The sequence below is a fragment of the Acrocarpospora macrocephala genome (genome assembly GCF_009687865.1).
Classification (GTDB): Bacteria; Actinomycetota; Actinomycetes; order Streptosporangiales; family Streptosporangiaceae; genus Acrocarpospora; species Acrocarpospora macrocephala.
The window spans coordinates 194,208-215,563 of the sequence record NZ_BLAE01000010.1; the positions used below are offsets into that span (position 1 = coordinate 194,208).

General features: G+C 68.0%; 17 protein-coding genes. 9 read left to right on the forward strand and 8 right to left on the reverse strand.

Going from position 1 to position 21,356, the window contains the following annotated elements:
* The first annotated feature begins 5 nt into the window (after positions 1–5).
* Both Amac_RS10245 and Amac_RS10250 read left to right on the forward strand, forming a co-directional pair.
* On the forward strand, positions 6–1,418 hold the full coding sequence (locus tag Amac_RS10245; protein WP_155354077.1) for an amidase: 1,413 nt from the start codon (positions 6–8) through the stop codon (positions 1,416–1,418).
* A gap of 114 nt (positions 1,419–1,532) precedes the next feature.
* Positions 1,533–2,717 (forward strand): aspartate aminotransferase family protein, encoded by a 1,185-nt coding sequence (locus Amac_RS10250; protein WP_218040992.1) that lies wholly within the window; start codon positions 1,533–1,535, stop codon positions 2,715–2,717.
* A 150-nt stretch (positions 2,718–2,867) separates the two neighbouring features.
* Here the strand turns inward: Amac_RS10250 and Amac_RS10255 are convergent, their stop codons facing one another.
* The 6 genes from Amac_RS10255 to Amac_RS10280 all read right to left on the reverse strand — a co-directional run bounded on the left by Amac_RS10255 (position 2,868) and on the right by Amac_RS10280 (position 9,537).
* Complete coding sequence (locus tag Amac_RS10255; RefSeq protein ID WP_155354079.1) at positions 2,868–3,383, reverse strand: flavin reductase family protein; 516 nt, start codon at positions 3,381–3,383, stop codon at positions 2,868–2,870.
* A gap of 2 nt (positions 3,384–3,385) precedes the next feature.
* Positions 3,386–4,288, reverse strand: a complete 903-nt coding sequence (locus Amac_RS10260) for an alpha/beta hydrolase (RefSeq protein ID WP_170322422.1) — start codon at positions 4,286–4,288, stop codon at positions 3,386–3,388.
* Between the two features lie 113 nt (positions 4,289–4,401).
* A complete protein-coding gene (locus tag Amac_RS10265) occupies positions 4,402–5,592 on the reverse strand; it encodes an acyl-CoA dehydrogenase family protein (protein WP_155354081.1) in 1,191 nt (396 codons plus the stop codon).
* A gap of 113 nt (positions 5,593–5,705) precedes the next feature.
* Positions 5,706–6,686, reverse strand: a complete 981-nt coding sequence (locus Amac_RS10270; RefSeq protein WP_218040993.1) for an ABC transporter permease — start codon at positions 6,684–6,686, stop codon at positions 5,706–5,708.
* Between the two features lie 7 nt (positions 6,687–6,693).
* Positions 6,694–8,214, reverse strand: coding sequence for a sugar ABC transporter ATP-binding protein (locus Amac_RS10275; RefSeq protein ID WP_218040994.1), 1,521 nt, complete (start codon positions 8,212–8,214; stop codon positions 6,694–6,696).
* Between the two features lie 45 nt (positions 8,215–8,259).
* A complete protein-coding gene (locus Amac_RS10280) occupies positions 8,260–9,537 on the reverse strand; it encodes a sugar ABC transporter substrate-binding protein (protein WP_155354084.1) in 1,278 nt (425 codons plus the stop codon).
* A 260-nt stretch (positions 9,538–9,797) separates the two neighbouring features.
* Here Amac_RS10280 and Amac_RS10285 point away from each other — a divergent pair, with 260 nt between their 5' ends.
* From Amac_RS10285 to Amac_RS10300, 4 genes are all read left to right on the forward strand, one after another.
* A complete protein-coding gene (locus Amac_RS10285) occupies positions 9,798–10,709 on the forward strand; it encodes an NADPH:quinone oxidoreductase family protein (protein WP_218040995.1) in 912 nt (303 codons plus the stop codon).
* Positions 10,690–11,229 (forward strand): acyl-CoA dehydrogenase family protein, encoded by a 540-nt coding sequence (locus Amac_RS54775; RefSeq protein WP_218040996.1) that lies wholly within the window; start codon positions 10,690–10,692, stop codon positions 11,227–11,229. Before Amac_RS10285 ends, Amac_RS54775 begins: the two co-directional genes overlap by 20 nt.
* Before the next feature lie 10 nt (positions 11,230–11,239).
* A complete protein-coding gene (locus Amac_RS10295; protein WP_246268210.1) occupies positions 11,240–12,007 on the forward strand; it encodes an SDR family NAD(P)-dependent oxidoreductase in 768 nt (255 codons plus the stop codon).
* Between the two features lie 74 nt (positions 12,008–12,081).
* Positions 12,082–12,255 (forward strand): hypothetical protein, encoded by a 174-nt coding sequence (locus tag Amac_RS10300; protein ID WP_155354087.1) that lies wholly within the window; start codon positions 12,082–12,084, stop codon positions 12,253–12,255.
* A 39-nt stretch (positions 12,256–12,294) separates the two neighbouring features.
* Here the strand turns inward: Amac_RS10300 and Amac_RS10305 are convergent, their stop codons facing one another.
* Positions 12,295–13,530, reverse strand: a complete 1,236-nt coding sequence (locus Amac_RS10305; RefSeq protein ID WP_155354088.1) for an esterase/lipase family protein — start codon at positions 13,528–13,530, stop codon at positions 12,295–12,297.
* Between the two features lie 122 nt (positions 13,531–13,652).
* Entirely contained in the window at positions 13,653–14,678 is a 1,026-nt protein-coding gene (locus tag Amac_RS10310) for an Lrp/AsnC family transcriptional regulator (protein WP_155354089.1), read from the reverse strand.
* 301 nt (positions 14,679–14,979) lie between these two features.
* On the opposite strand from Amac_RS10310, the gene Amac_RS10315 reads away from it, so the two are divergent.
* From Amac_RS10315 to Amac_RS10325, 3 genes are all read left to right on the forward strand, one after another.
* Complete coding sequence (locus Amac_RS10315; protein WP_155354090.1) at positions 14,980–15,129, forward strand: hypothetical protein; 150 nt, start codon at positions 14,980–14,982, stop codon at positions 15,127–15,129.
* 498 nt (positions 15,130–15,627) lie between these two features.
* Positions 15,628–16,494: a DUF4132 domain-containing protein gene (locus tag Amac_RS10320; RefSeq protein ID WP_155354091.1), complete on the forward strand. Its 867-nt coding sequence runs from the start codon at positions 15,628–15,630 to the stop codon at positions 16,492–16,494.
* Entirely contained in the window at positions 16,491–21,332 is a 4,842-nt protein-coding gene (locus Amac_RS10325) for a DNA-binding protein (RefSeq protein ID WP_155354092.1), read from the forward strand. Before Amac_RS10320 ends, Amac_RS10325 begins: the two co-directional genes overlap by 4 nt.
* Positions 21,333–21,356: the final 24 nt, after the last annotated feature.

Here is a 21,356-nt window from a genome sequence, read left to right on the forward strand (position 1 = left end):
CAGGTATGGACCCCTTTATCTCAGCGACTGAACTTGCAGCACAGATCCGGACCCGCGCGATCAGCCCTGTCGAAGTGGCCGAGTTCTACCTCGACCGGATCGAGAGGCACAACCCTGCTCTGAACGCCATCATCTGGCGCAACGACGAGGAGGTGCTCGAACAAGCCAGGCGGGTGGAACGGGCTCTTCGCGACAGCGAGGACCGGCTTCCTCCCTTCGCCGGGGTTCCGATGCCCATCAAGGACGTCGTCAGCGTGGCGGGCCAACCGAACACGTTCGGATCGACGGCGTTCTCCGATGCGCCGCAACTGGAGAACGACCTCATCGTCGACCGGATCCTGGCGGCCGGCTTCATCCCGATGGGCAGGACCAACACGCCGGAAGCCGCAATGACCCAGGTCACGGAGAACACGGCGTACGGCATCACCCGGAATCCCTGGGACCTGGACCGCACGCCTGGCGGGTCCAGCGGTGGGGCGTCAGCAGCGGTAGCGGGTGGTCTCGCGCCAATCGCGAGCGGCGGGGACGGGGCGGGCAGCATCCGGATGCCGGCGAGCTGTACCGGACTGGTCGGGCTGAAGCCGAGCCGTGCGCGAGTACCCTCGAAGGTCCTGCTCTGGGAGCACGGCGCTGCCGGTGGAGCGCTGACACGGACCGTGCAAGACGCCGCGGGAGTCCTGGACGCTCTGTCGGTTGCCGATCCCCTCGGCTGGTACCGCGCCCCGACGCCGGAGCGGCCGTTCGTCGAAGAACTCAACCGACCCGTGCAGCCGTTGCGCATCGGACTCCTGACCCAGGCTCCCGCCGGAGTGCCGGTCGATCCAGCTTGCGTAGCGGCTGCGGAAACGACAGCTCAGCTCCTGGAGGAGTTCGGTCACAATATCGTCCCGCTCCGTCCCGAGATCATCAGTAGCCGGGCTATCGAGATCTACCTCTACACCGTTCTGGGCGCAGGGCTCCACGCGCTGCCCTGGAGCAGTGCCGATGCTACCGAGCCCTACATCGCGGCCAGGATGGCGATGGGCGAGAAGAGACCGTCGAGTGACTACATCCGCGATGTCTTCGAGATGCACCTCGAGTCACGGAGGATGATCGCGCATTGGTTCGACGACTTCGATGTTCTCCTCACTCCGACCTTGGCGACGCGGGTGCCCGAGGTCGGCACCGTACTCGAGGATGCCAACCGTCGTCTGGATGGGAGCAGCGAGTTCGAAGCTCGCATGCTGGCTTTCTGCGCCTTCGTGAACATCACCGGGCTTCCCGCCATCTCTCTACCCGTGGCTGTTGACACCGACGGCCTTCCGGTGGGCGCTCAGCTCGTGGGCGGCCCGTTCTGCGAGGCCGTACTTCTCCGTCTGGGGTCAGCTCTCGAACAGGTACTGGAATGGCAGTCACGCAGGCCACCTCACTTCGTCTGAACAAGCGGCGCTGCAGAAACCACCAGGGAAGAAGGAGACAGAGTGAGCCTGGACTCATCGAGGACCGCGTTCGCCCGAGCTCAGCAGAGCATCGGCGGTGGCGCCGGTTCAGGCATGCGGGCGGCGATGCGGCCGCACCCGCTGTTCGTCGAACGTGCCAGCGGAGCCCACGTCTGGGACCTGGACGGCGATCGCTACATCGACTACGTGATGGGGTGGGGACCGCTCGTCCTCGGACATGGGAACGCGCACGTCTTGAACGCCGTCAGCGACGCCATGAAGAGCATGCAGCTCGTCGGAACGGGCCACCTCGGGGAGATCCTGGCGGCCGAAGCCGTGCTCGAAGCGGTTCCGCACGCCGAGCGTCTGCTCTGGAGCAACACCGGGACCGAAGCCATCCAAGTGGCGTTGCGACTGGCCAGAGCTGCCACGGGACGGCAGCGGGTGGTCAAGTTCATCCGGTGCTACCACGGATGGCACGACAGCGTCTTGGCGAGCCTCAGTGACACCGACTCCGGCCAGGAAGCGGTTCCGGCTTCGAAGGGTCAGAGCCCGGCAGCACTTCAGGACCTGATCACCGCTGGGTTCAACGATGTCGAACAGATCGCCGAGATCCTCTCAGCGGCCCGTGACCGGGACATCGCCGCTGTCGTGCTCGATCCGATCATGAGCAATGCCGGCCTCGAGGCAGCTCGGCCTGAGTTCTTGGCGACCATCCGGCGGTTGTGCGACGAGCACGGGGTCGTGCTCATCTTCGACGAAGTCATCACCGGCTTTCGACTCGCACGCGGAGGTGCAGCCGAGTACTGCGGCGTGCAGCCGGACCTCTCTGTCTTCGGCAAAGCAATGGCCGGCGGTTTCACGCAGAGCGCAGTGGCGGGCCGAGCGGACCTGATCGACGAGGTCACCCGAGGCGTCGTCCACGCCGGGACGTTCAACAGCAACCCGATTGCGATGGCGGCAGTGAAGGCGACGATGGAGGCTCTCGCCGAAGGGTTCGTCTACGAACGGCTCGAGGCGGCCGGCCTTGCTTTCGAACGGACTGTGGGACCCGCTCTCGCTGCCGCGCCTCGGCCGGCGACGCTGAACCGGGTCGGCTCTCTGCTGCAGATCATCCCCTCCGCCGGATACGGAGCGACCAACGGCAGTGATCCTCAGTGGAACCGCTTCGTCGGTTCGCTGCTGTCCGAGGGCGTGATGATCACGCCATCCGGCAAGGCGTTCGTGAGCGTGGCACACACGGAGGAGGACTTCGAAGTGACGGCGGAGGCTGTCGGATCAGCGCTGGCGTCGGACTGATCGGTCCGTCAACCGGCTTCCCAGCGCCAACCACAGGCGTTCGACCGTTCGCATTGCAAAGCACCGGTGGGTGTCCAGGTCCTGGCGACCTGGACACCCACCGGATTTTGTGCGCTTTCTCCGTGACCGAGAGCGCTTGGCCCCGAGCCGTCAGTCCGCGAGGTGGCGGAACGTCCGACGGTGGTACAGCAAGGGTTCGCTCTCCTGGGTCACTCGCAGCGACTCGACACGCAGAAGAATGACGTCGTGGTCACCCGCAGGGATTTCGTCCAGCACCGTGCACTCGAGCCAGACAGGAGCTTTCTCGATGAAGACCGCATCGGAAGGGGACGTGTAGGTGTCGATGTCGGCGAACTTGTCCGTGGCGCTAGCCGACAACCGCATACAGACATCTGCTTGTTCCTCCCCGAGCACCGACACCCCGATCCGGGAGGCTGTGCGCACGACCGGCCACGAGGTGGAGGTGTGCTGGACCGAGGCCAGGACCAGAGGAGGGCTCATCGAGACACCGACACAGAACGAACTGGCCGCCAATCCGACCGGCCGTCCGTCCACTTGAGCGCACACTGCGACGACGCCGGACGGGAAACTCGCGAAGGCGTCCCGCAGATGCTCAGGTGTGACGGCACCGAGCGTGTTCGCGTCCGGCCGTGCATCCGAGGTCATCGTCACCGGGCGCTCCTGCCAAGGGCCGGGTCTCCGGCGCTGCGCACCGAACCGCTGAGGCAGGACCTGACGAACTCACCGATCCGGGCCACCGATTCGGTTGCTTCCGGCGCCGTCCCGACGAGGAACTGGAAGACGTGCTGCATCTCGGGCACGACGTCCAGTTCGACGCTGACTCCCTTGCTCCGGGCCAGCTCGGCGAAGTTCTCGACCCCGCTGAGCAGGCATTCGTACCCGCCGCAGGTGATGAGCATGGGCGGGAGCCCCGACGGGTCGCTGAGCAAGGGGTTCACGTAGTGGTCAGTCCGGGCACGCTCGGCGTCCCCCAGGTAGACGGCCGCGCTGGGTGCCATGGCAGCAGCGGGCGGTGCCACCACGTCGTTGTCGACATTGGTGACGAAGGTTTCGCCTTCGCCGAGCACGTCGTAGTACGGAGACATCGCCACGATCGCGGCCGGCATGGGTTGCCCGTCATCTGCGAGGTGCAGCCCGAGCGCGGTCGCCAGTGATCCTCCCGCGGAATCACCGACCACGACGATCCGGTTGGGCGCATAACCTTGGGCGACCAGATGATCGTAGGCCGCGCGCGCGTCCTCGAGTTGCGCCGGGAAGAGGTGCTCCGGCGCAAGGCGGTAGTCGATGCCGAAGGCGCGGACCCCGGACTCCTTCGCCACGTGGGCGAACAGGCGGCGATGACCCGTACTGCTTCCCGAGATGTAGCCACCTCCGTGCAGATAGAGGATGATCGCATCCGAGACGGCGTCCGGCGGGAACGCCCACATGCCGCCGACCGGGCCGGAGCGGTCCGTCCGGAAGCTCACCCCCTCAGCCTCGGTCGCGAACCGGAGCATGCAGTCGAAGATCTCACGGACCGAGTCGAGGCCGATCGGTGGATCGGCGCTCAAACGCGCGCCTACATTCTTAAACATCTCCGTCAGAACTGCGGATTCCGGACTGGCCATGGTGCTCTCCTTGAAATCAGTGAGTGCCGAAAGGGGTGCGAGTTTCGTGTCTCCGGCTACTTGGCCCACTCCTGGATGAAGGGCTCGGCCGCGTTCGCGAGGGTCACTGGATCAACGAAGGCGTGGTTGCGCGCGACGGTGACATCCCGAAGGCACCGGCCGATGACGCTCGGGTTGCGGAAGGTCTTGGTGCCGCCCCACAGGGCGCAGAAGCTGACGACCTCACCCGCGACGTCGTGCAGGTATGTCACTGCCTGCCTGATGCGAGCTCGCTCAGCCACCGTGAGACCGCCGCGTTCGTGGACGCCGTTCAGGGCGTCGTCCAAACTCTTGTAGTAGAGGTCGCGTGCCGCGTGATACATGGCCTCGTGCTTGGTGAACTCGGCGCCGAACAACGGGTGCTGATCCACGGTCTCCGGGTAGCCCAGGCGGCGGCGGCCGATGGATGCGGACGCGATCTCCGCCAGGGCGCGCCGCATGGCGCCGATCACGACCGGCGCGTGACCTGAGACGGCCGTACTCAGGAAGTCGAGTTCAGTGCCGACGTAGGGCGCCCCTTCCGGCGCCGAGATCTCCTCGAACTTCCGGACGCGGTCGCTGGCGATGAACTGTTCCGGCACGCGGATGTCGTAGCTACCTGTTGCCGCCATCCCCAGGACATCCCAGTTCCCCAGCTTCTCGACCTTGTCCTTGTCGACCATGCAGCAACGCATCTCGGGGTCACCGGTCGTGGTGGTGACAACGTTGCCCTGCTCATCGTGGACGACCGCCATGACCAGGACCTGGCCGGCGGCGTCGAACCCGCTGTTGAACGGGATCGGTCCGCTGCTGAGCCGCAGGCCACCGTCGACGATGACGGCCTTGCCGAGTGGTGCGTAGGTGCCACATCCCAGCGGCATCGAGCCGTGTTCGGCGACCAGCTTTTCGCTGGCGGGGAACATCCAGGAGCACAACCCGGTCGCGCCCATGTTCGCCATGAGCATCCACCCGGTTGATCCGTCTGCCGCGGAGACCTCTTCGATGACCCGCACTGCGGTGTCCCATTCCAGCCCGAATCCGCCCATCTGCTCCGGGACGGTGATCCAGAAGAGCCCCCGTTCCCGGAGGGCTTCGATCACCCGGGGCGTTACTCGCCCGATGCGCTCACTTTCGTCTGCGTCAGCGATCACGATCGGCGCGACATCTCGCGCTCGCTGTACCAAGTCCGCCTTGATGTCGAGCGACGTCGTTTGCTCAGCAATGGACACTGGGAATCAGTCCTTTCAGACAATAGGGGCGCTAGTTCGCTTCTCCTAAGTGGGACACCTTGCCTGAGTGTGCCACATCGGGACATGTCTGTGCTACTGTTCTGAGATCTTGATCACTCCGACCCCGACCGTGCGGGTGCCAGTGGACGTGCACCGGCTTTGCGTGAGTTCGCACCGGGACGGCGTTGACGCCACACGGCGAAAGCCACTGCGAGAATCAGGGCGCCGCCGTTGAACATGTCGTTCAACCACTGGACGCCGGTGACCAGTTGCATGCCTTTCACCCCGATGGCGAGGACGTAGACCGCGAGCAGCGTGCCCCAAGCGTTGGGACGGCCCGGACGGACCTGGGTGGTGCCCAGGAACGCTGCGGCGAAGGCCGGCAGTAGGAGGCCCGGCCCGTAGGTCAAAGACGGTCCTGTGAGCGAGCCGTACAGCACTCCCGCGATTCCGGCGATAGCGGCCGAAGCGATCATCGACATCCATCGCCATCTTCCGACGGCGACGCCCGACAGATGAGCCGCTTCCTCGTTCCCACCGATGGCGTAGATATACCGGCCGGCAGGAGTGTGCTCGAGCACCCACCAAACGAGGACGGTCAGCAGGAGGAGGTAGATCACGACGATCTGGAACCCGAACACCGTCTGCTGGGTCAGGTCCCGCCACCCGGGCGACCGGGGCAGGGGCGGCTGCGCCCCGTCGGAGATGATCGTTTGGAACGCTGCGATGATCGTGGCTGTCCCCAGCGTGGCGATGAAGGCGTCGACCCGCAACTTGACAACGACGAAGCCGTTGACGAGGCCGGCCACGGCCGCGATCACAACCGTGACCAGAATCGCCGGCCCCATGGACCATCCGTGGTTGCTTTGCAAGGTCACAACGATGACCGTCGATATGCCTGCGACCGCGCCGACGGAAAGGTCGTAGCAACCGCCGGCCATCGGGATGAGGACCGCGAGCGCCAGCATGGCGCCGATCGCCTGGTTGGACGCCACCGAATGCAGCGTGCCGGAAGTCAGGAAGAGGTCGGGCGTCCAGAGCCCGAAGATGAGGACGAACAACGCGCCGAGATAAAGGCCGCTGAACCGATCCATGCCGGCGTTACGAATCCTCATGATGTTCCTCGTGAGTCGAAACGAGTGTGCGTCGGGTGACGTTGCCGATGGTCACGTCGCTGCCCTCGAGGATCTCCACGACCTCTCCCGCTCGGAGGATCAAGACGCGGTGGCTCAGCGCCACGAGCTCGTCGACGTCCGAGGAGCTCACCAGCACCGCGGTACCGCTCTTCGCGGCACCGACCAGCTCCTCGTGGATTCGCGCGCGAGCCTGGATGTCGACGCCCTGGGTGGGTTCGTCGACCATCAACACGGACGGCTCGCAGTTCAGCCAGCGGGCAAGCAGGATCTTCTGTTGGTTCCCCCCGCTGAAGGCTGAGAGCGGCAAGGTCGAACCGTCGTCAGGCCGGACACCGAGCCGACTGAACCAGTAGGCGGTCTGACGCCGTTCCTGGGTGCGCCGCATCAGCGGGAACCGCCAGTGCTTGGTGACCTTGGCCAGACTCAGGTTCTCCTGCGCGGACAATCCAAGAACTCCGCCCCGGGTCCGCCGCTCCGCCGGCATGAAGACCATGCCCGCTCTGATCGATCGGCGCGGGTCGTTGGGTCGCAGCGGCGCGTTCTTGACCCTCACCTCACCGTCGATGCGTTTGAGAGCACCGAAGAGCGAGCCGAGCACGGCTTCGCGGCCCGAACCGGTGATGCCTGCGACACCAACGATCTCGCCCTGCCTGACGTCGAGGTCGAACGGGGCGACGGTCTGCGTGGAGACCGAACGAGCGGTGAGGGCTACGGGCGCATCGGCGGGATCGGCCAGCTTCTCGGCGATGGCTTGGGTCTCGTCGAGTTCATCGCCGACGAGCAGGTGGACGAGTTCCGATCTGGTCAGTCCCTCCATCCCGCGTGAGGCGATCCGTCGTCCGTCGCGGAGCACCGTGACCTGGTGCGCGACCCGGAGGACCTCCTCCAACCGGTGCGTGACGAAGATGACGCCGACTTGGTGGCTGCTCACCCGCCTGATCGTGGCCAGGAGCTGATCGACCTCGTCGTGCGGCAGGGTGGCCGTCGGTTCGTCCAGCACCAGCAGCCTGACCTCTTCGCCGGATGCGGGACTCAACGCACGCGCTACCGCGACTTCGGTCTTCTGCGCCGGCGTGAGCGCACCGACGAGCGCGTCCGGGTCCAGGTCCAGACCTGCTCGATCGAGCATGGCGACCGCCAGGTGCCGGGCTCGGCGCGATCTCACCGTGGCCAGCGTTCGGGGGAAGCCCCGGCCGAACATGACGTTGTCGAGGACGGAGGAGGTGTCGATCAACCCGAGATCCTGGTGCACGAAACGGCATCCCGACGAGCGCGAGGACTCCGGCGACCCGAACGTGAGCTCACTTCCGGCGACGCGCACCGAGCCGCCCGGGTCCGGCTTGTGGTACCCGGACAGGATCTTGATGAAGGTCGACTTCCCGGAACCGTTACCTCCCAGGAGAGCGTGGACCTGGCCAGCCTCGATCGTCAGATTGAGACCGGCCAGGGCCGCCTGCCCAGAGAACGTCTTGGACAGATTGCTCACTTGCAGCACTGGTGCCTGTGGCGAGATAGCTGCTGATCGCATCACTTACTTGAGCTTCCAGAGCTTCTCGAACTGCGCCCGGAAGTCAGCGGGCTCCTCGTAGCTGCTGAACGGTTCGGCGGTGTTCTCCTTGACGAAGAGCTGCATCGGGATCTGCCCGTAGCCCTCGGGGAACGGGACCCCGGCCGACTTGCGGAGGGCGGAGTCCACGGCGAGCCAACCCGCGTACTTCGCGGAGAAGGGAACGAAGCCAGTCGCCCGACCGTCCATCACGTCCTGCAGATCCTGCTCGGTCGAACCGACGGCAAGGATGCGGATGTCGTTGAGCCCGGCCGTCTGGAGGGCGCTGGAAAGCCCCTGCGCGAAATCCGAGGACGGCAGGATCACGTACTTGATCCCGGGGTTCCGCTGCAGTTCCGAGGTGATCACCCCGTTCACCTGCCCGGCCGCGACCTGCGCGAGGCCGACGTCGACACTGCTGAGCTCACAGGTGTCGCATGCTTTGTAGGCCTCCTCGACGCCCGCGTCGAAGGCCTTCAGGGTCACCAGATCAGGGACCCGAACAAGCAGCCCCTCTGCGGTTCCCTTCGAATCGGAGATCGTGTAGTTGGCAAGGAGCTTCGCCTGGGTGTTCTGGCTCTCGTCGCCGAAGATGTTCGCCGGAACAGTCTCGTTGAGCTTGACCGGCCCGACGACCGCGGGCACCAACTGCACACCGGCCTTCTGGTACGCAGGGAGGACGGTGGACCACACTGCCTCCGGCAGCGCCGTGAACCCGACCGCCGCCGGCGAGAGGTCCAGAGCCTGGTTGAGGGCTGCGACGAGCGACGCGGGGTCTGCCAGCTTGAACGTCAGGTTCTTGTAGTTCCACCCGACGGTCTCCGCAGCCTCCTTCGCCCCTCCGGCGATGTCGCGGCACAGTGACGTGTCACAGGAGACCCACACGAAGGTCTTGCCTGTCTCGGGCAGACCGGGCAGTGATTCGGTCACCGTGATTTGGGTCGGCGTCTCCAGGAACGGCTTCACGAACGCCTGAGCCGCTGCTGCCGCTTCGCTGGCCCCGGCTGAGTCCCCCGCTTTCGACTTCGCCGAGTCGTCGCTTCCGCAGGCCGCCAGAGCAAGCCCGGCCGCGACCGCGACAGTCACCGCGATCGCGGTCCGGACGTGCTGTTCCCCGCCCGATCGCACAGTCCTTCTGACCCTCATTTGGTTCTCCTCTGACTCGTCCCCGAGCGATATCCGCAGGAGCAGGAGCGCCGCCGTGAATCCAGGTAGAACCCCACGAACGATGCGTCTACACCTCACGTCCCAAACTTGGGACATGTGGCGGGAGTGTGCCACATCGGGACAGATATGCGCTATGGTTCACATGACTTCGATTCGAAGTCGTCGCTGCCTGAGCCGAGGTTGGCCGCGTCAGCCCGTGTGTCAGCGCGTCAGGCGGAAAGCACTTCACGCCCAACTCAGACCATCCCGGTCTGATTGAGGAGTTCCTGATGAAAGCCGTACAGATCACGTCGCTGGAAGGTCCTGGAGCAGTTCGTCTGGTCGACCTCGATGAGCCGGCGGCCCCGGCGGACTCGGTGGTCATCGACGTCAAGGCGATAGGCGTCAGCTTCGTCGATGTCCTGATGACCCGGGGCCTCTACCAGGTCCGTCCCGAGTTGCCGTTCGTTCCCGGAGTCGAGATCGCAGGTATCGTCCGCTCAGCGCCCGAGAGCGCCTTGGTCCGCGCCGGCGACCGATGCGCAGCCCACGTACCACAGGGCGGCTTCGCAGAAACAGTGGTCGCCGATCCGAGCCTGGTCTTCCCGCTGCCAGACGAACTGTCCTTCGAGCAGGGGGCCGCCTACGCGATGAACTACCAGACCGTTCATTTTGGTCTGGTCCGACGCGGTCGCCTCAAAGCCGGCGAGCACGTCCTCGTGCACGGAGCCGGCGGAGGGGTCGGGACCGCCGCGATCCAGGTCGCCAAGGGCCTCGGCGCCGTCGTTACCGCCGTCGTGGACAGCCAGGCAACGATGTCCGTCGCTGAGAGTGCCGGCGCCGATCGCGTCGTCGCCGCCGACGATGACTGGTGTGGTGCCGTCCGTTCCTGGTACCCCCGCGGAGTCGACATCACCGTCGATCCTGTGGGCGGAGACTACTTCCTTGATTCGATCCGCCTGCTCCGACGAGAGGGCCGCCACCTGGTGATCGGCTTCGCGGCCGGAGGCATCCCAGAGATCGCTGTCAACCGGCTCTTGCTGAAGAACATCGACCTCATCGGCGTCTACTGGGGCGGGTTCATCGCCGAGGACGTGTCAGTGGCGGCCGAGTCGGCACTCGCCCTCGCCGATCTGGCAAAGCGCGGCCAGGTGCGCCCAGTGGTCGGAGGCACCTATCCACTGTCAGAAGCGGCCAAGGCCCTTCTCTCGATCGAGGAACGGACCGCTCACGGCAAGATCGTGCTGACCACCGGACACGGGGGCCTTGATGACGGCCGGGGCGCTTGAGCTGCTACCGGTCCAACCCCTGTCGCAAGCTCTCGTCGAAGCATGCGGAGACGCTCGTTGGTTGCAGACGACGGCTGAACTGATCAGCGGAGGAAAGTCCAACCTGACCTTCACGCTGTGCTCGCCCGCCGGGGAACTAGTCCTGCGCCGACCTCCGACCGGCACTCTGCTCCCGAGCGCCCACGACATGGCGCGCGAGGACCTCATCGCCCAGTCGCGGATCGAGATCGATCAGGCCAGGTTGCACGTGTGCCACGCCGCTTGGCTCATCGACCGCTACGGCGCGCAAGGCGCTCGCAGTGAGATCTCGGCGATCAAGGTTTCAGCACCTGCGATGGCGACCCAGGTCATCGACCGTGCCATCGAGATCTTCGGCGGGATGGGCGTGTCGAACGACATTCGCTTGGCGTACTTCTACGCCTGGGCCCGCGTCTTGCGAATCGTCGACGGCCCGGACGCAGTTCACCGTCGGACCATCGCCCGCCTGGAGATGAAGAAGACCGCACCCTATGTCGGCTGAAGGAGCACCTGTGGATCTGATCGACCGATTCAGACTGGACGGCAAAGTAGTCCTCATCACCGGCGCTAGTTCGGGGCTTGGAGTCGGCTTCGCACGCGCTGCGGCCTCTGTCGGCGCCAGCCTCGTCCTGGCAGCGAGACGTGAAGACCGGCTCGATGCCGTGGCGGCCGAGATCCGCGATCGCGGCACCAAGGTGCTCACTCACCGAACCGACGTTTCGGCTCAAGAACAGTGTGAAGAAGTCGCACAGGCGGCGGCGGCTGAGTACGGGAGGATTGACGTCCTCGTCAACAACGCAGGCGTCGGACCTTCCGGTAGCGCATTGCGCGAAGACCCGGCTGTCTTCCGCAGTACGGTCGACATCAACCTCAATGGCGTGTACTGGATGTCTCGCGCATGCGTCCCGCACATGCCGCACGGCTCCTCGATCGTCAACGTCGCCAGCGTTCTGGGTAGCGTGGCGTCCCGGTTCCCCCAGGCCGCCTACTCCGCCAGCAAGGCCGGTGTGCTGGGCCTGACGCGCGATCTCGCTCAACAGTGGTCCCTCCGCCGGGGCGTTCGCGTAAATGCACTGTGCCCGGGCTATTTCGATTCGGAGATCACGAACGGGCGAGGCTCCGACGCACTGCGGACCCTAGTGTCGGAAAACAGCATCTTGGAGCGGTTCGGCGAGCAGGGCGAACTGGACACAGCACTGCTGTTCCTCGCCAGTCCAGCCTCCTCCTACATGACGGGTAGTTCCCTCGTGGTCGACGGAGGACTCAGCGCCATCGTCTGAAGCCACGCATCGCGATCAATCGACACCAAAACGCGCCCGGCCTGAATGGTTACGTTCGGAGAGCCTCCGCTGAAATGATCTCCCCGTTGGTCCTGGTCCCCTGGCCGCTGGTCGCCGCCGCCGTTCTCATCGGTGTTTCCCGTACCAGGCCACGCTGGTTTCCCGCGAGTACGACCAGGGATCTGCTCGTCCTGATCGTCGCGGTGGGAATCCTCTGCGGGCTGGTCGTCTGGCTGTTCGCGCCCTGACAAAATTGGGATGCCAAACCAGCCTCGCGTTCGGGTCCGTCAGCCGAGCCAGGTGGCGAGTTGGGTCATCGCGGTGGTGGACCATCCGAGTTTGAGGTGGTTGAGGCTGAGCGTGGCCGTACCGGATCGGGTGGTGATGCCGTCGGGGGCGGTGCAGCTGGCGACGAAGACCGCGCCGTCGGAGGGGCCGGTGTGTTCATTGTGCAGCAGCGCCATGTCCGGAGAGTTGCCGCACAGCTGGTAGACGGCCACGCTCGCCGGGGTGCCCGCGGCGATCAGCGGGGCGACCAGGGAGCCACGGTCGATGGCCCACTGGATGCCGCGGCCGTAGGTGTAGAAACCGGTGCCGCCATAGTAGGTGGTGTACCAGTCCTGCTCGGTGACGGGCAGCGGGTAGACGTCGTCCCAGCGGTAGAGCATGTCGTCCGAGCCCGGGTAGGCGTTGCCCTCGTAGCTCAGCTCGGGGTGGTTGCGCCACAGGCCGTAGCAGATCATCTTCGAGTGCGGGGCGGGCGCGTTCAACGTTCCCCCGCATTCGGGAAATATCGCGAAATCGTGGGTCCAGCCGTGCCGGTAGCCCCAGTCGAAACCCTTGTTCGGCCCGCCCACCAGCAGCAGCTTGCGAACATCGCCCGCGTACGGCGTGCCCCACGGTTGCCGCAGCGAGGAGACGTACATGCGCGCGTTGAAGGCCCCCTTCGACCAGCCGATCACGTCCACCTGCGCCGCACCGGTCTTGGCCCTGATCTTGGCCACCGCGTCGCCTACCTGCTCGGCCCAGTAGTGGCCATCGCCTGTGACGTGCGGGAACCCGATCGCGAAGACCTTGTAGCCGCGGGCGTCCAGATACTGCACGAGCCCCGTGGTGGGACAGCTGGCCTGGCCGCAGCCGTAGGCTCCGCGGGCGTTGGGGTTGGCCCAGGCCAGGTCGGCCGTCTGGTTGGCGCCGTGGACCAGCAGCACCGGGGTGGCCTTGGTGCCGCTCTGCCAGCCGGGCGCGTGGTAGAGCAGGAACCTGGAGGAATGCGGCCGGGCGACGTCGCCGAACAACCGCCTGGTCTGACCAGTGTGATCGCCCCGACCGTCGGGAGGATAAGTCTCGGCCTGGAACCCGGAGGAGTTGTCGCGGTAGCGCTCCACCAGCGCCCAGCCGTTCTCCAGCGAGGTCGTGTAGCTCGCCTCCAGCGTCACCGAAGCGGAGGCGTCCGCGGGTAACGCCGACACCAGCAGGCCCGCCACCAAGGTCGTGGCTGCAGCGATTCGCCTGAGAATCATCACATCTCCCGTCAGCCGATCGTGATGTCACCTTCTTCCTCGCGACTGACCGGTGCAATGTGGGCCGCGCCCACCTCGCAGCCCACCGATATGTGGAGATCCAGAAGAATGCGTGGGGAGCATCACGGGACCCCGCAGGGCGAACCCTTCCTGGCGACGAGGGGTACGGAACGAGCCGATCGCCCCTCCGCGTCGAGAACGCGACCGAGCAGCTTGATCGTCTTCAGTACGACGGACCGGTCCTGGATGTGCAGCGCCGGCAGTGCTTGGCTCATCGTCAGCTCAAGGTCGTGCACTTCGGCGATCGACCGCAACGACGCGTCGACGATCACGTTGAACGGCCCCGCGACGAAGCTGGACGCACGGACTCCCGGCAACGCACGGATCCGCTCTTCCGCGTTTCTCAAGTCGTGGATGTCCATCGAGCCGAAGTACACCGCGGACACGGACCGACCTGAAAGCTGGCGCGAGATGTCGCAGCGGAAGGTGACAAGCCCCGCATCTTGCAAACGTGACAGCCGGCGACGCACGGACACCGGGCCGATACCGACATGCTCGGCAAGCCGCTCGAACGACATCCGGCCGTCGATCTGCAACGCGTTGACGATGCCGATATCGGCTTCGTGGAGGATGTCGCCCGTACCCGCCCGGCGCTGGTCGCTGGACCGGAGGCGACGTCGCTGCTCCAAGCTCAGCGCGCCTTCCCGCCAGCGGCTGGCTTCGAGGGTCGACCGCGTGATCACGTGGCTGCGAACGCTCGCGACCCCCGGCACGTGACCGACGACGGTGAGAAGGTACTCCGCCAGCAAGTCGAGGGTAGGCGCCTGCGCCAGCATGAGAATGTCCCGGCCGCCGCTGGCCAGTTCGACGGTGGCCGCCTGCGTGTCATCGGCGAGGACGTGCGCGACATCGATCGATCGCCCCGGCGCGCAGTCGACTTCCACCATCGCGCAGGCGGGGGTCGCGCTTCCCGACAGATGAGCGGTCACCCAGGCGGCGCCCCCGGATTCCATCCGCGACCAGCGTCGACTCACGGTCGCGGGATCGACACCGAGCGGGGACGCGAGCTCGCGCCAGTTCGCGCGTGGAGCGGAGCGCACGGCATCCACGATGGCGATGTCGAGTTCGTCGAATGATGCGGATGCCACGCCCAGTGGACCCTTTCAAGCAGTACCGACGTACTGGATGGAGATTTCATGCAGATCTGAAGTCGGATCGAAGAACCACCCTAGCTTTCTGGGAGGCATCGCGAGAACGGATGGGGGACAGGATGTCAATGCGGATCAACGACTGCCATGTGACATCGATCGCACAACCTGCCGAGCGTTTGGCGGAGATCACTCCATCGAGAGTCCGGGTGATGTTCGACCGGGCGTCCGAATTAGAGGCTGCCCGGAACGGTTGGGGCCGGCGGATGAGTTCGCCATGCGGCTCCTCGAGGACTAGCACGTGGCAGTCGTCCCGGGAGGGGCGTTCGACCCGACCGGAAGAGGCGACCACTCGATCCGCGTGTCGTACGCGAGCTCGCTCGACGACGTCCGCGAGGGAATCCGGCGCGTGATCTCCTACACAGCGCGTCGACAAGAAGCAGAACGCTGACCCAGCGGATCAGGCCGGTGCGCATCGCGTCCGGATATCCGGCGACGCCGATCGCCGGGCTCCGGCGCCACACGGGACACCCACGAGTGTCAGGCGAACCGCGTCGACCACATCCCCCAACACCGCGCGGACGGCCGAGGCCCTGCACGCCGCCATCCGCCATTCCCGTCGAATGGGCGGCATACATCCATATCGTCATGATCTTCAAGAAGTTTCGCAGCTACTGTTGATCACAGCCATAGGATGATGGCTCCGTCACGGATCGCCGGTACCGTACCAGCCGTCTCTGACGGATCACGGCATTCCGTAGGTGGATTGCGCGGTGCTGCGGATGGGTCGCCACCGTGCCGTCTGCCGCCGTCATCCGCGCCGTCACGGAGCCCGGGATTTTGTCGGTCGGGAGCGCTAACGTTCGGCGCATCAAGCACTGGCGGGGGTTTGGAAAGTCAGAAAACCCCTGCTCATTCGACGTTTCATGGTTCTGGAAGGCGGGGACCGTTGGGTTGGCTGGCAGCGGGCGACCAATACGAGGTCGCCCTCATAGAGGGGCGGGTGGCGGCGCGGGCCACCTCGGGCCGGGCGGCGGGACGGCAGCTGAAATCGCTGCCGAAGGCGCTGCGTGATCATCCCGAGGTTGACCGGCTGCGCCGCTTCGCCGAGTGGCTCGACCGCCACGCCGCCGCGTGCGTGGCGCAGGCGGACCTGTGGATGGTGTCGTCGCTGCCCGTGCCGACGGGGCTGCTGGCCCGCGTGTGGCCGGACGAGGCGTGGCAGTCGGCGCTGCGCGACCTGGCCGTGGTCGGCGACGACCCCAGCGAGGTGGGCTTCCTGCGCGACGCCACGGAGGCGGGCGAACTGCGGGTGGTCAACCTCGACGGCGAGACCGTGCGGCTGTCGCCGCGCACGGTGACGCTGCCGCACCCGGTGTTGCTGCCCGACCTGGACGACCTGCGGGAGTTCGCCGCCGAACTGGGCGTGGTCCAGAAGGTCGAGCAGATCCACCGCGCCACCTGGCGCAAGCCGGCCGGCCTGGCCGACAACGCGACGACCGTGACGGAGTTCTCCGGCGGCACATACGCCTCCAGGTTCGTGCTGGCCGCGCGGGCTACGGCGCTCGGCTACCGGGTCACCGGCGGCTACGCCACCTGCCGGGTCCGCGACGCCGGCGCCATCGTCGAGGCGAGCGTCTGGATCGGTGAGCCGTACTGGGACGACGAGGTGACCACGGGCCATCTGAGCTGGCAGGACCTCGACGGCAGGACGCTGCCGCTGCATGAGGTCGGGCCGGTGGCGTGGTCGGAGGGGATGCGAATGGCCGCGGCGCTGCACGCGGGCCGGCAGGTCGAGGAGGGCAAGGACACGTGAGCGAGCGAGCCGATGGGCACGGGAACGAGGAAGTGCTGAGGGCCGGGGCGATCCTGCCGCCCGGCACCGAGGGTGCGGGCGAGAGCGCCGTCCCGATGACCGCCCGCCGCTACCATCACCCCGGGCTGGACGGCCGGGTGGTCGTGCGCCTGGTCGCGGCGGAGCTGGGCGCGGCCGAAGATCTGGCGGCCGGGTTCCTGGGCCTGGAGCCCGACGGGGAACCTTCCGTGGTGGGGTTCGGGTTGCGGCGTTCGCTCGGGTTCCCCGAGTGGGTGCTGGCGCGGCACCCCGGCGACGGGCATCATGCGCTCGCCGTCGTGCCGGAGCTGGAGCGCGTCGCCCGGCAGGCCAAGTCCAAGCCGAAGAACGCGCTCGACGGCTACCATCAGCTGGCCGGCCGGCTCGCCGCGTCCGTGCCGCACTTCCTGCCCACGTTCTACGAACAGGCCGGACGGGTGTTCATCGGCGTGGAGAACGCCACCTACGCCGCGCAGATGTTCGCCAGCGCGCGCAGGTCGGAGGCCGAGCACGGGCTGACGGTGGACGAGGACCGGCTCGACGCGGTGTTCCTGGAGTTCGCGCTGGCGGGGGCGCTGCCGGTCAAGGTGCTCTCCGGGCACGCCAGGGAGCTGGCCGCCCGGGTGCCCGCCGACGAGGCGCTGCGCCGCTTCTCCCGGCTGTGCGTGCGACGCACGGCGGGCGGGCTGCCTCCCTCGGCCCAGATGGCCAACGACCTGCGCCGCCTGGCCAGAGCGGCGGGCGTGGACGCCGACGCGGCGGAGCAGGCATACCTGGGCGAACTGCTCGGCCTGCCCGCCACCCTGCGGGCCGCCACCGGCTGGTGGAAGGCCCACCGTACGGCGATCGCGGCGCTGGCCGAGCGTGACCCCGAGGCGCGGGCGACGCTACTCACCGTCATGCCGCAGACCAGGGACGCCGAGCTGGCCGGCGTGTGGCTGGACATCCTCCAGTCCTCGGGCGCCACCGAAGAGCTCATCTCCGGCCAGGCGCCGGCGGACGGCGTGTCCGGCTGGCTCCAGCGCTTCCTCACGGCCCGCAACGCCGCCTGGGGCCTCCCCCCGCGCCTGCCCGTCCTCTACTCGCTCGTGGAGCGGGCCGCCGACCGGCTGCGCGCCGAGCTCGCCGGCAGTTCGACCACGTTGACCGACCCGTACGACGTCGACCTGCTCGACCTGCTGCTCGCGCTCGGGCTGCCCGTGGCCGGCCCCGGCGAGCACGATTCGCTGCGGCTGGAGCACTGGGCCCAGGGTGAGGGCCAGCGCGACCTGACCGCGCTGGCCGCCGACGGCCGGTTCACGCCGCCCTTCCAGCGCGCGGCCGACGGGTTCTCCGGCGACGCCGACGCGTTGCGCGCCGTCCGCCTGCTGGCGGCTTCGACCGGCGGCCGGCCGATGCTGGCCGAGTGGGTGCGCAAGGTCGCCACGCGGTCCTCGGCCGCCGGGCTGCCCGACCTGCCCGACGCGCTGCGGCGGCTGTCCTGGCTGCCGGGCGAGGCCGTGGTCCTGGCCGAGGACGAGGTACGCCGGGCCGCCGCGGCCGACCTCTCACCCGTGCTCGCCCGTACGCTGCGGGCCGGGATCTTCGACGAGTTGGGCTGGCCGGCTTGGGAGGAGGCGGCCGCGACCCTCGTACCGAGGAAGGACGTCGACGACATCGTCGTCGCCGACGCCTGGCCGCACCTGATCGTCGCGGGGGCCACGCAGGTCCGCGTGCTCGGGCACGAGCGCACCGTGCTCACCCACGACCTGCGCATACCGCCCAATGACCTGTGGGGCGACGTCGGCTACCACTACGTCGACGGCGACCTGCTCGTCTACTGGCATTCACGCGCCGCCGACGACGGCTTCCGCGGCTACTGGCACACCTCAGCCGACCGCATCCACTCCATAGAGGCCCAGAACCACAGCACCCGGGGCTCGCGCATGGACTGGTACCGGGGCGACGATCCGGTCACCCTGGCGCTGCCCGGCGGCGGGCGCGCCACCGGCCTCGGCGTGCTGCACCCCGGCGACACCACTCTGCCCAGCGAGCAGTCCGTGATCACCGATGGCGTCTCCTACTGGGTGTGGACCTGGGACGGGTCCGACTACAACAGCGCCGGATGGCACGAGTACGACCCAGTCGGCGGGCACCACGGGAGGAAGAGCACGCCCGCCTTCTTCACCGACGTCCCCGCGGGCACGACGTTCCACCGGGGCTGGCTGCTGCCCGCCCCGGCCGAAGAGCCCACCCCCGCGGGCGTGCCCGTGGGCGGGTTGCTCGGCTGGCGGGTGACGCGGCTGCCCGACGGGTCGCTGCGCGGCGAGGACCTGTCCGGCCGCACGGTCACCCTCCCACCCGACAGCGGGTCCCCGGTGCGCGCCCTGGCATTCCCCGGCACCGATCAGCTCGTGGCCGTGGTCAAGGGGAGCTACCAGGTCAAGCTGGTCGACGCCGACGGCGTGCTCACCGCCACCGCCAAGACCGACGCCGCGCCCGGCCCCTTCGCCCAGGGCACGCTCATCTTGCCGCCGCTGCGCCACTGGCACTGCCTGCGACCCAGGGACCCCGAGGGATCGGCCGCCCTGCGCGAGCTCAGCCTGGACCGCGCCGCGCGGCTGCTGGCCGCGGCCGGCGCGGAGGACCTGCCGGCCCGGATCCGGGAGCTGCTGCCCCAGGTCAGCCATGATGGGCTGGTGGCGGGCATCGCCGGGATCGTGCGGTTCGCCGCCGTCCAGCAAGCGGCGCTGAACGCCGTCGCCGCCAGACTCGGCGAGGCTCTGGCCGGAGGGCATCACCGGCAGGCGCCCGCGGGCCCCACGGACTACGAGCTCCAGCAGGCGCTCAGCGGGCTGGGCGTCGCCAGCACCTCCTGGCGCCACGGCGTCGACGGGGCCTTCCAGCAGATCCGGCTGGCCCAGGCGCCGGCGGAGTCGCCTGGCGTGGCGGGCGGCATCCACCTCGACCGGCCCGAGCTGCCGCACTCCACCCTGCGGTGGGACGCGCTGCTCGACCACCTGGGCGCCGTGGCCTATCGCACCGGATCGGCGGCGACCACGCCGGAGCACCGCGTCGCGCAGGAGGCACTGCTGGACGCCCTGGTCGAGGCCGGTCTGCCCGTGACAGCCGACCCGTCCCGGTGGCGCCGTATCACCGTGCACCTGTCCAAGGGGCACCTGACCGGGCCCGACGGCGACTGGCGCGACGGCAACTGGCTCGGCGTCCTGCCGCTGGACGGCGGCGCGTACCTCGTCTTCGTCGCCTTCGAGTCGCCCGGCGACGCCGGGGCCCGGTGGACCGCGCTGTTCCATGACCCGACCGGGCGGTTCGAGGTGCCCCCGCCGTACACGCTGCTCTCCTCCGCCCCGGTCGGCGAGGATCGTCCGCAGGGGTGGCTGGAGTCGTTCCGCGCCGAACTGGCCGCGCACGGGCCCGCGCCTTGGCGGCCGGCGGCGGCCGAGGAGTTCGCCCGGCTCACCGGTGTCTCCCTGACGCTGGCCCGGCTCGTCGTGGCGGGGCTGCCGTCCGTGGACGCGTACGACCACTCCTTCCTCGCCAAGGAGACCCGCACCATGATCGGCTTGAAGCTGGCCGACGCCGCCATCGCCCGCGACGAGCTACGCGGGGTCGACGCCGAAGTCCGGCGGGCGATCGTCGCCGCGCTGCTGCCACCAGAGCCCGCCCGGCTCTGGAGCGACGGCCCCGACGTCGCCGCGGCGGCGGCCATCTGGAACGACAGAATCGGCCCTCAGGCGTTGATCCCCGAATGGCTGCTCGGCGAGGCGTCCCGCGCGGTCAAGACCGGCTGGAACACCGGACGCGCGCTACGCGCCCTCATCGATCCGGCTGGCGAGCCGGAGCTCAGCCGCGACCTGCTCTGGGCCGTCCAGGGCGACCGCGCCACGCCCGCCGACGACAACGCCATCGGCTTCTCGTCCGGCACGCTGTGCATGGCCGTCACCATGGCGGGCTGGCTCGCGCACCGGCTTCCCGCGGGCGATCCGATCAGGGCGGCGCTGCCGGGTGCGCTGGCCGCGGTACGCGCCCGGTTGGCCAACCCCGACCTGATGCTCGACCTGAACCGGTATGTCGACCTGGTCGCCTTCCGCAAGGCGGCCGGCACGCCCACCCAGACCGGCAACGGGTACGAAAGGTACGGCGCGGTCATCATGGCCACCCACGACGACCGGCCCTCGCCCGCCATCCGCACGTCTCTCCTGGACGCGGCCGGTGACGACCCGTACCTGCGGGCCCTCCTCGGATCGGAGGCGCCGTTCCCGGTCGAGCTGACGCTACGCACCGCCCGTGACCCGCGCTTCGAGGCCCTCCTGGCCAGCCCCGTCGCCGGAGAAGGCGCCGGGGAAGGCTGCGCCGACGGCATCTGGTGGCCGCAGGATCCCGCACGGTCCGTGCCGTCCCTGGTCGTCGAGGTGGCCAAGGAACACGGGCTGGGCGAGGACGCCGCCACCGCATACCTGATGCTGCTGGCCATGCCCGATCCCACCGACCGCAACGTGGCCCGCTGGACCGGCTGGAAGCCCGCCCGGCTCAAGTCCGCCCACGCCGAGCTGGCCGCGACCGACCTGGTCGTCCAGGCCACCCGGGAGCGGGCGGGACGATCGTTGTTCCTGCCCGGCGGGTGGGCCGTGCTCGCCGCGCCGCGGCTGCCGGTGGAGCAGTGGAAGCTGCCGTTGTTCGAGGCGGCGGGGCCGCAGGGGGCGCCGCTGGTCCCGCTCGAACCCGTCGCCGACCTGTACGCCCGGGCTTGGAGACGGGTGCGGGATGGGGACGTGCCGCGGTTCGAGGAGCTCAAGGTAAAGCGTGGCCCCCGCCGCTGACCTGCACCCATTCACCATCACGCA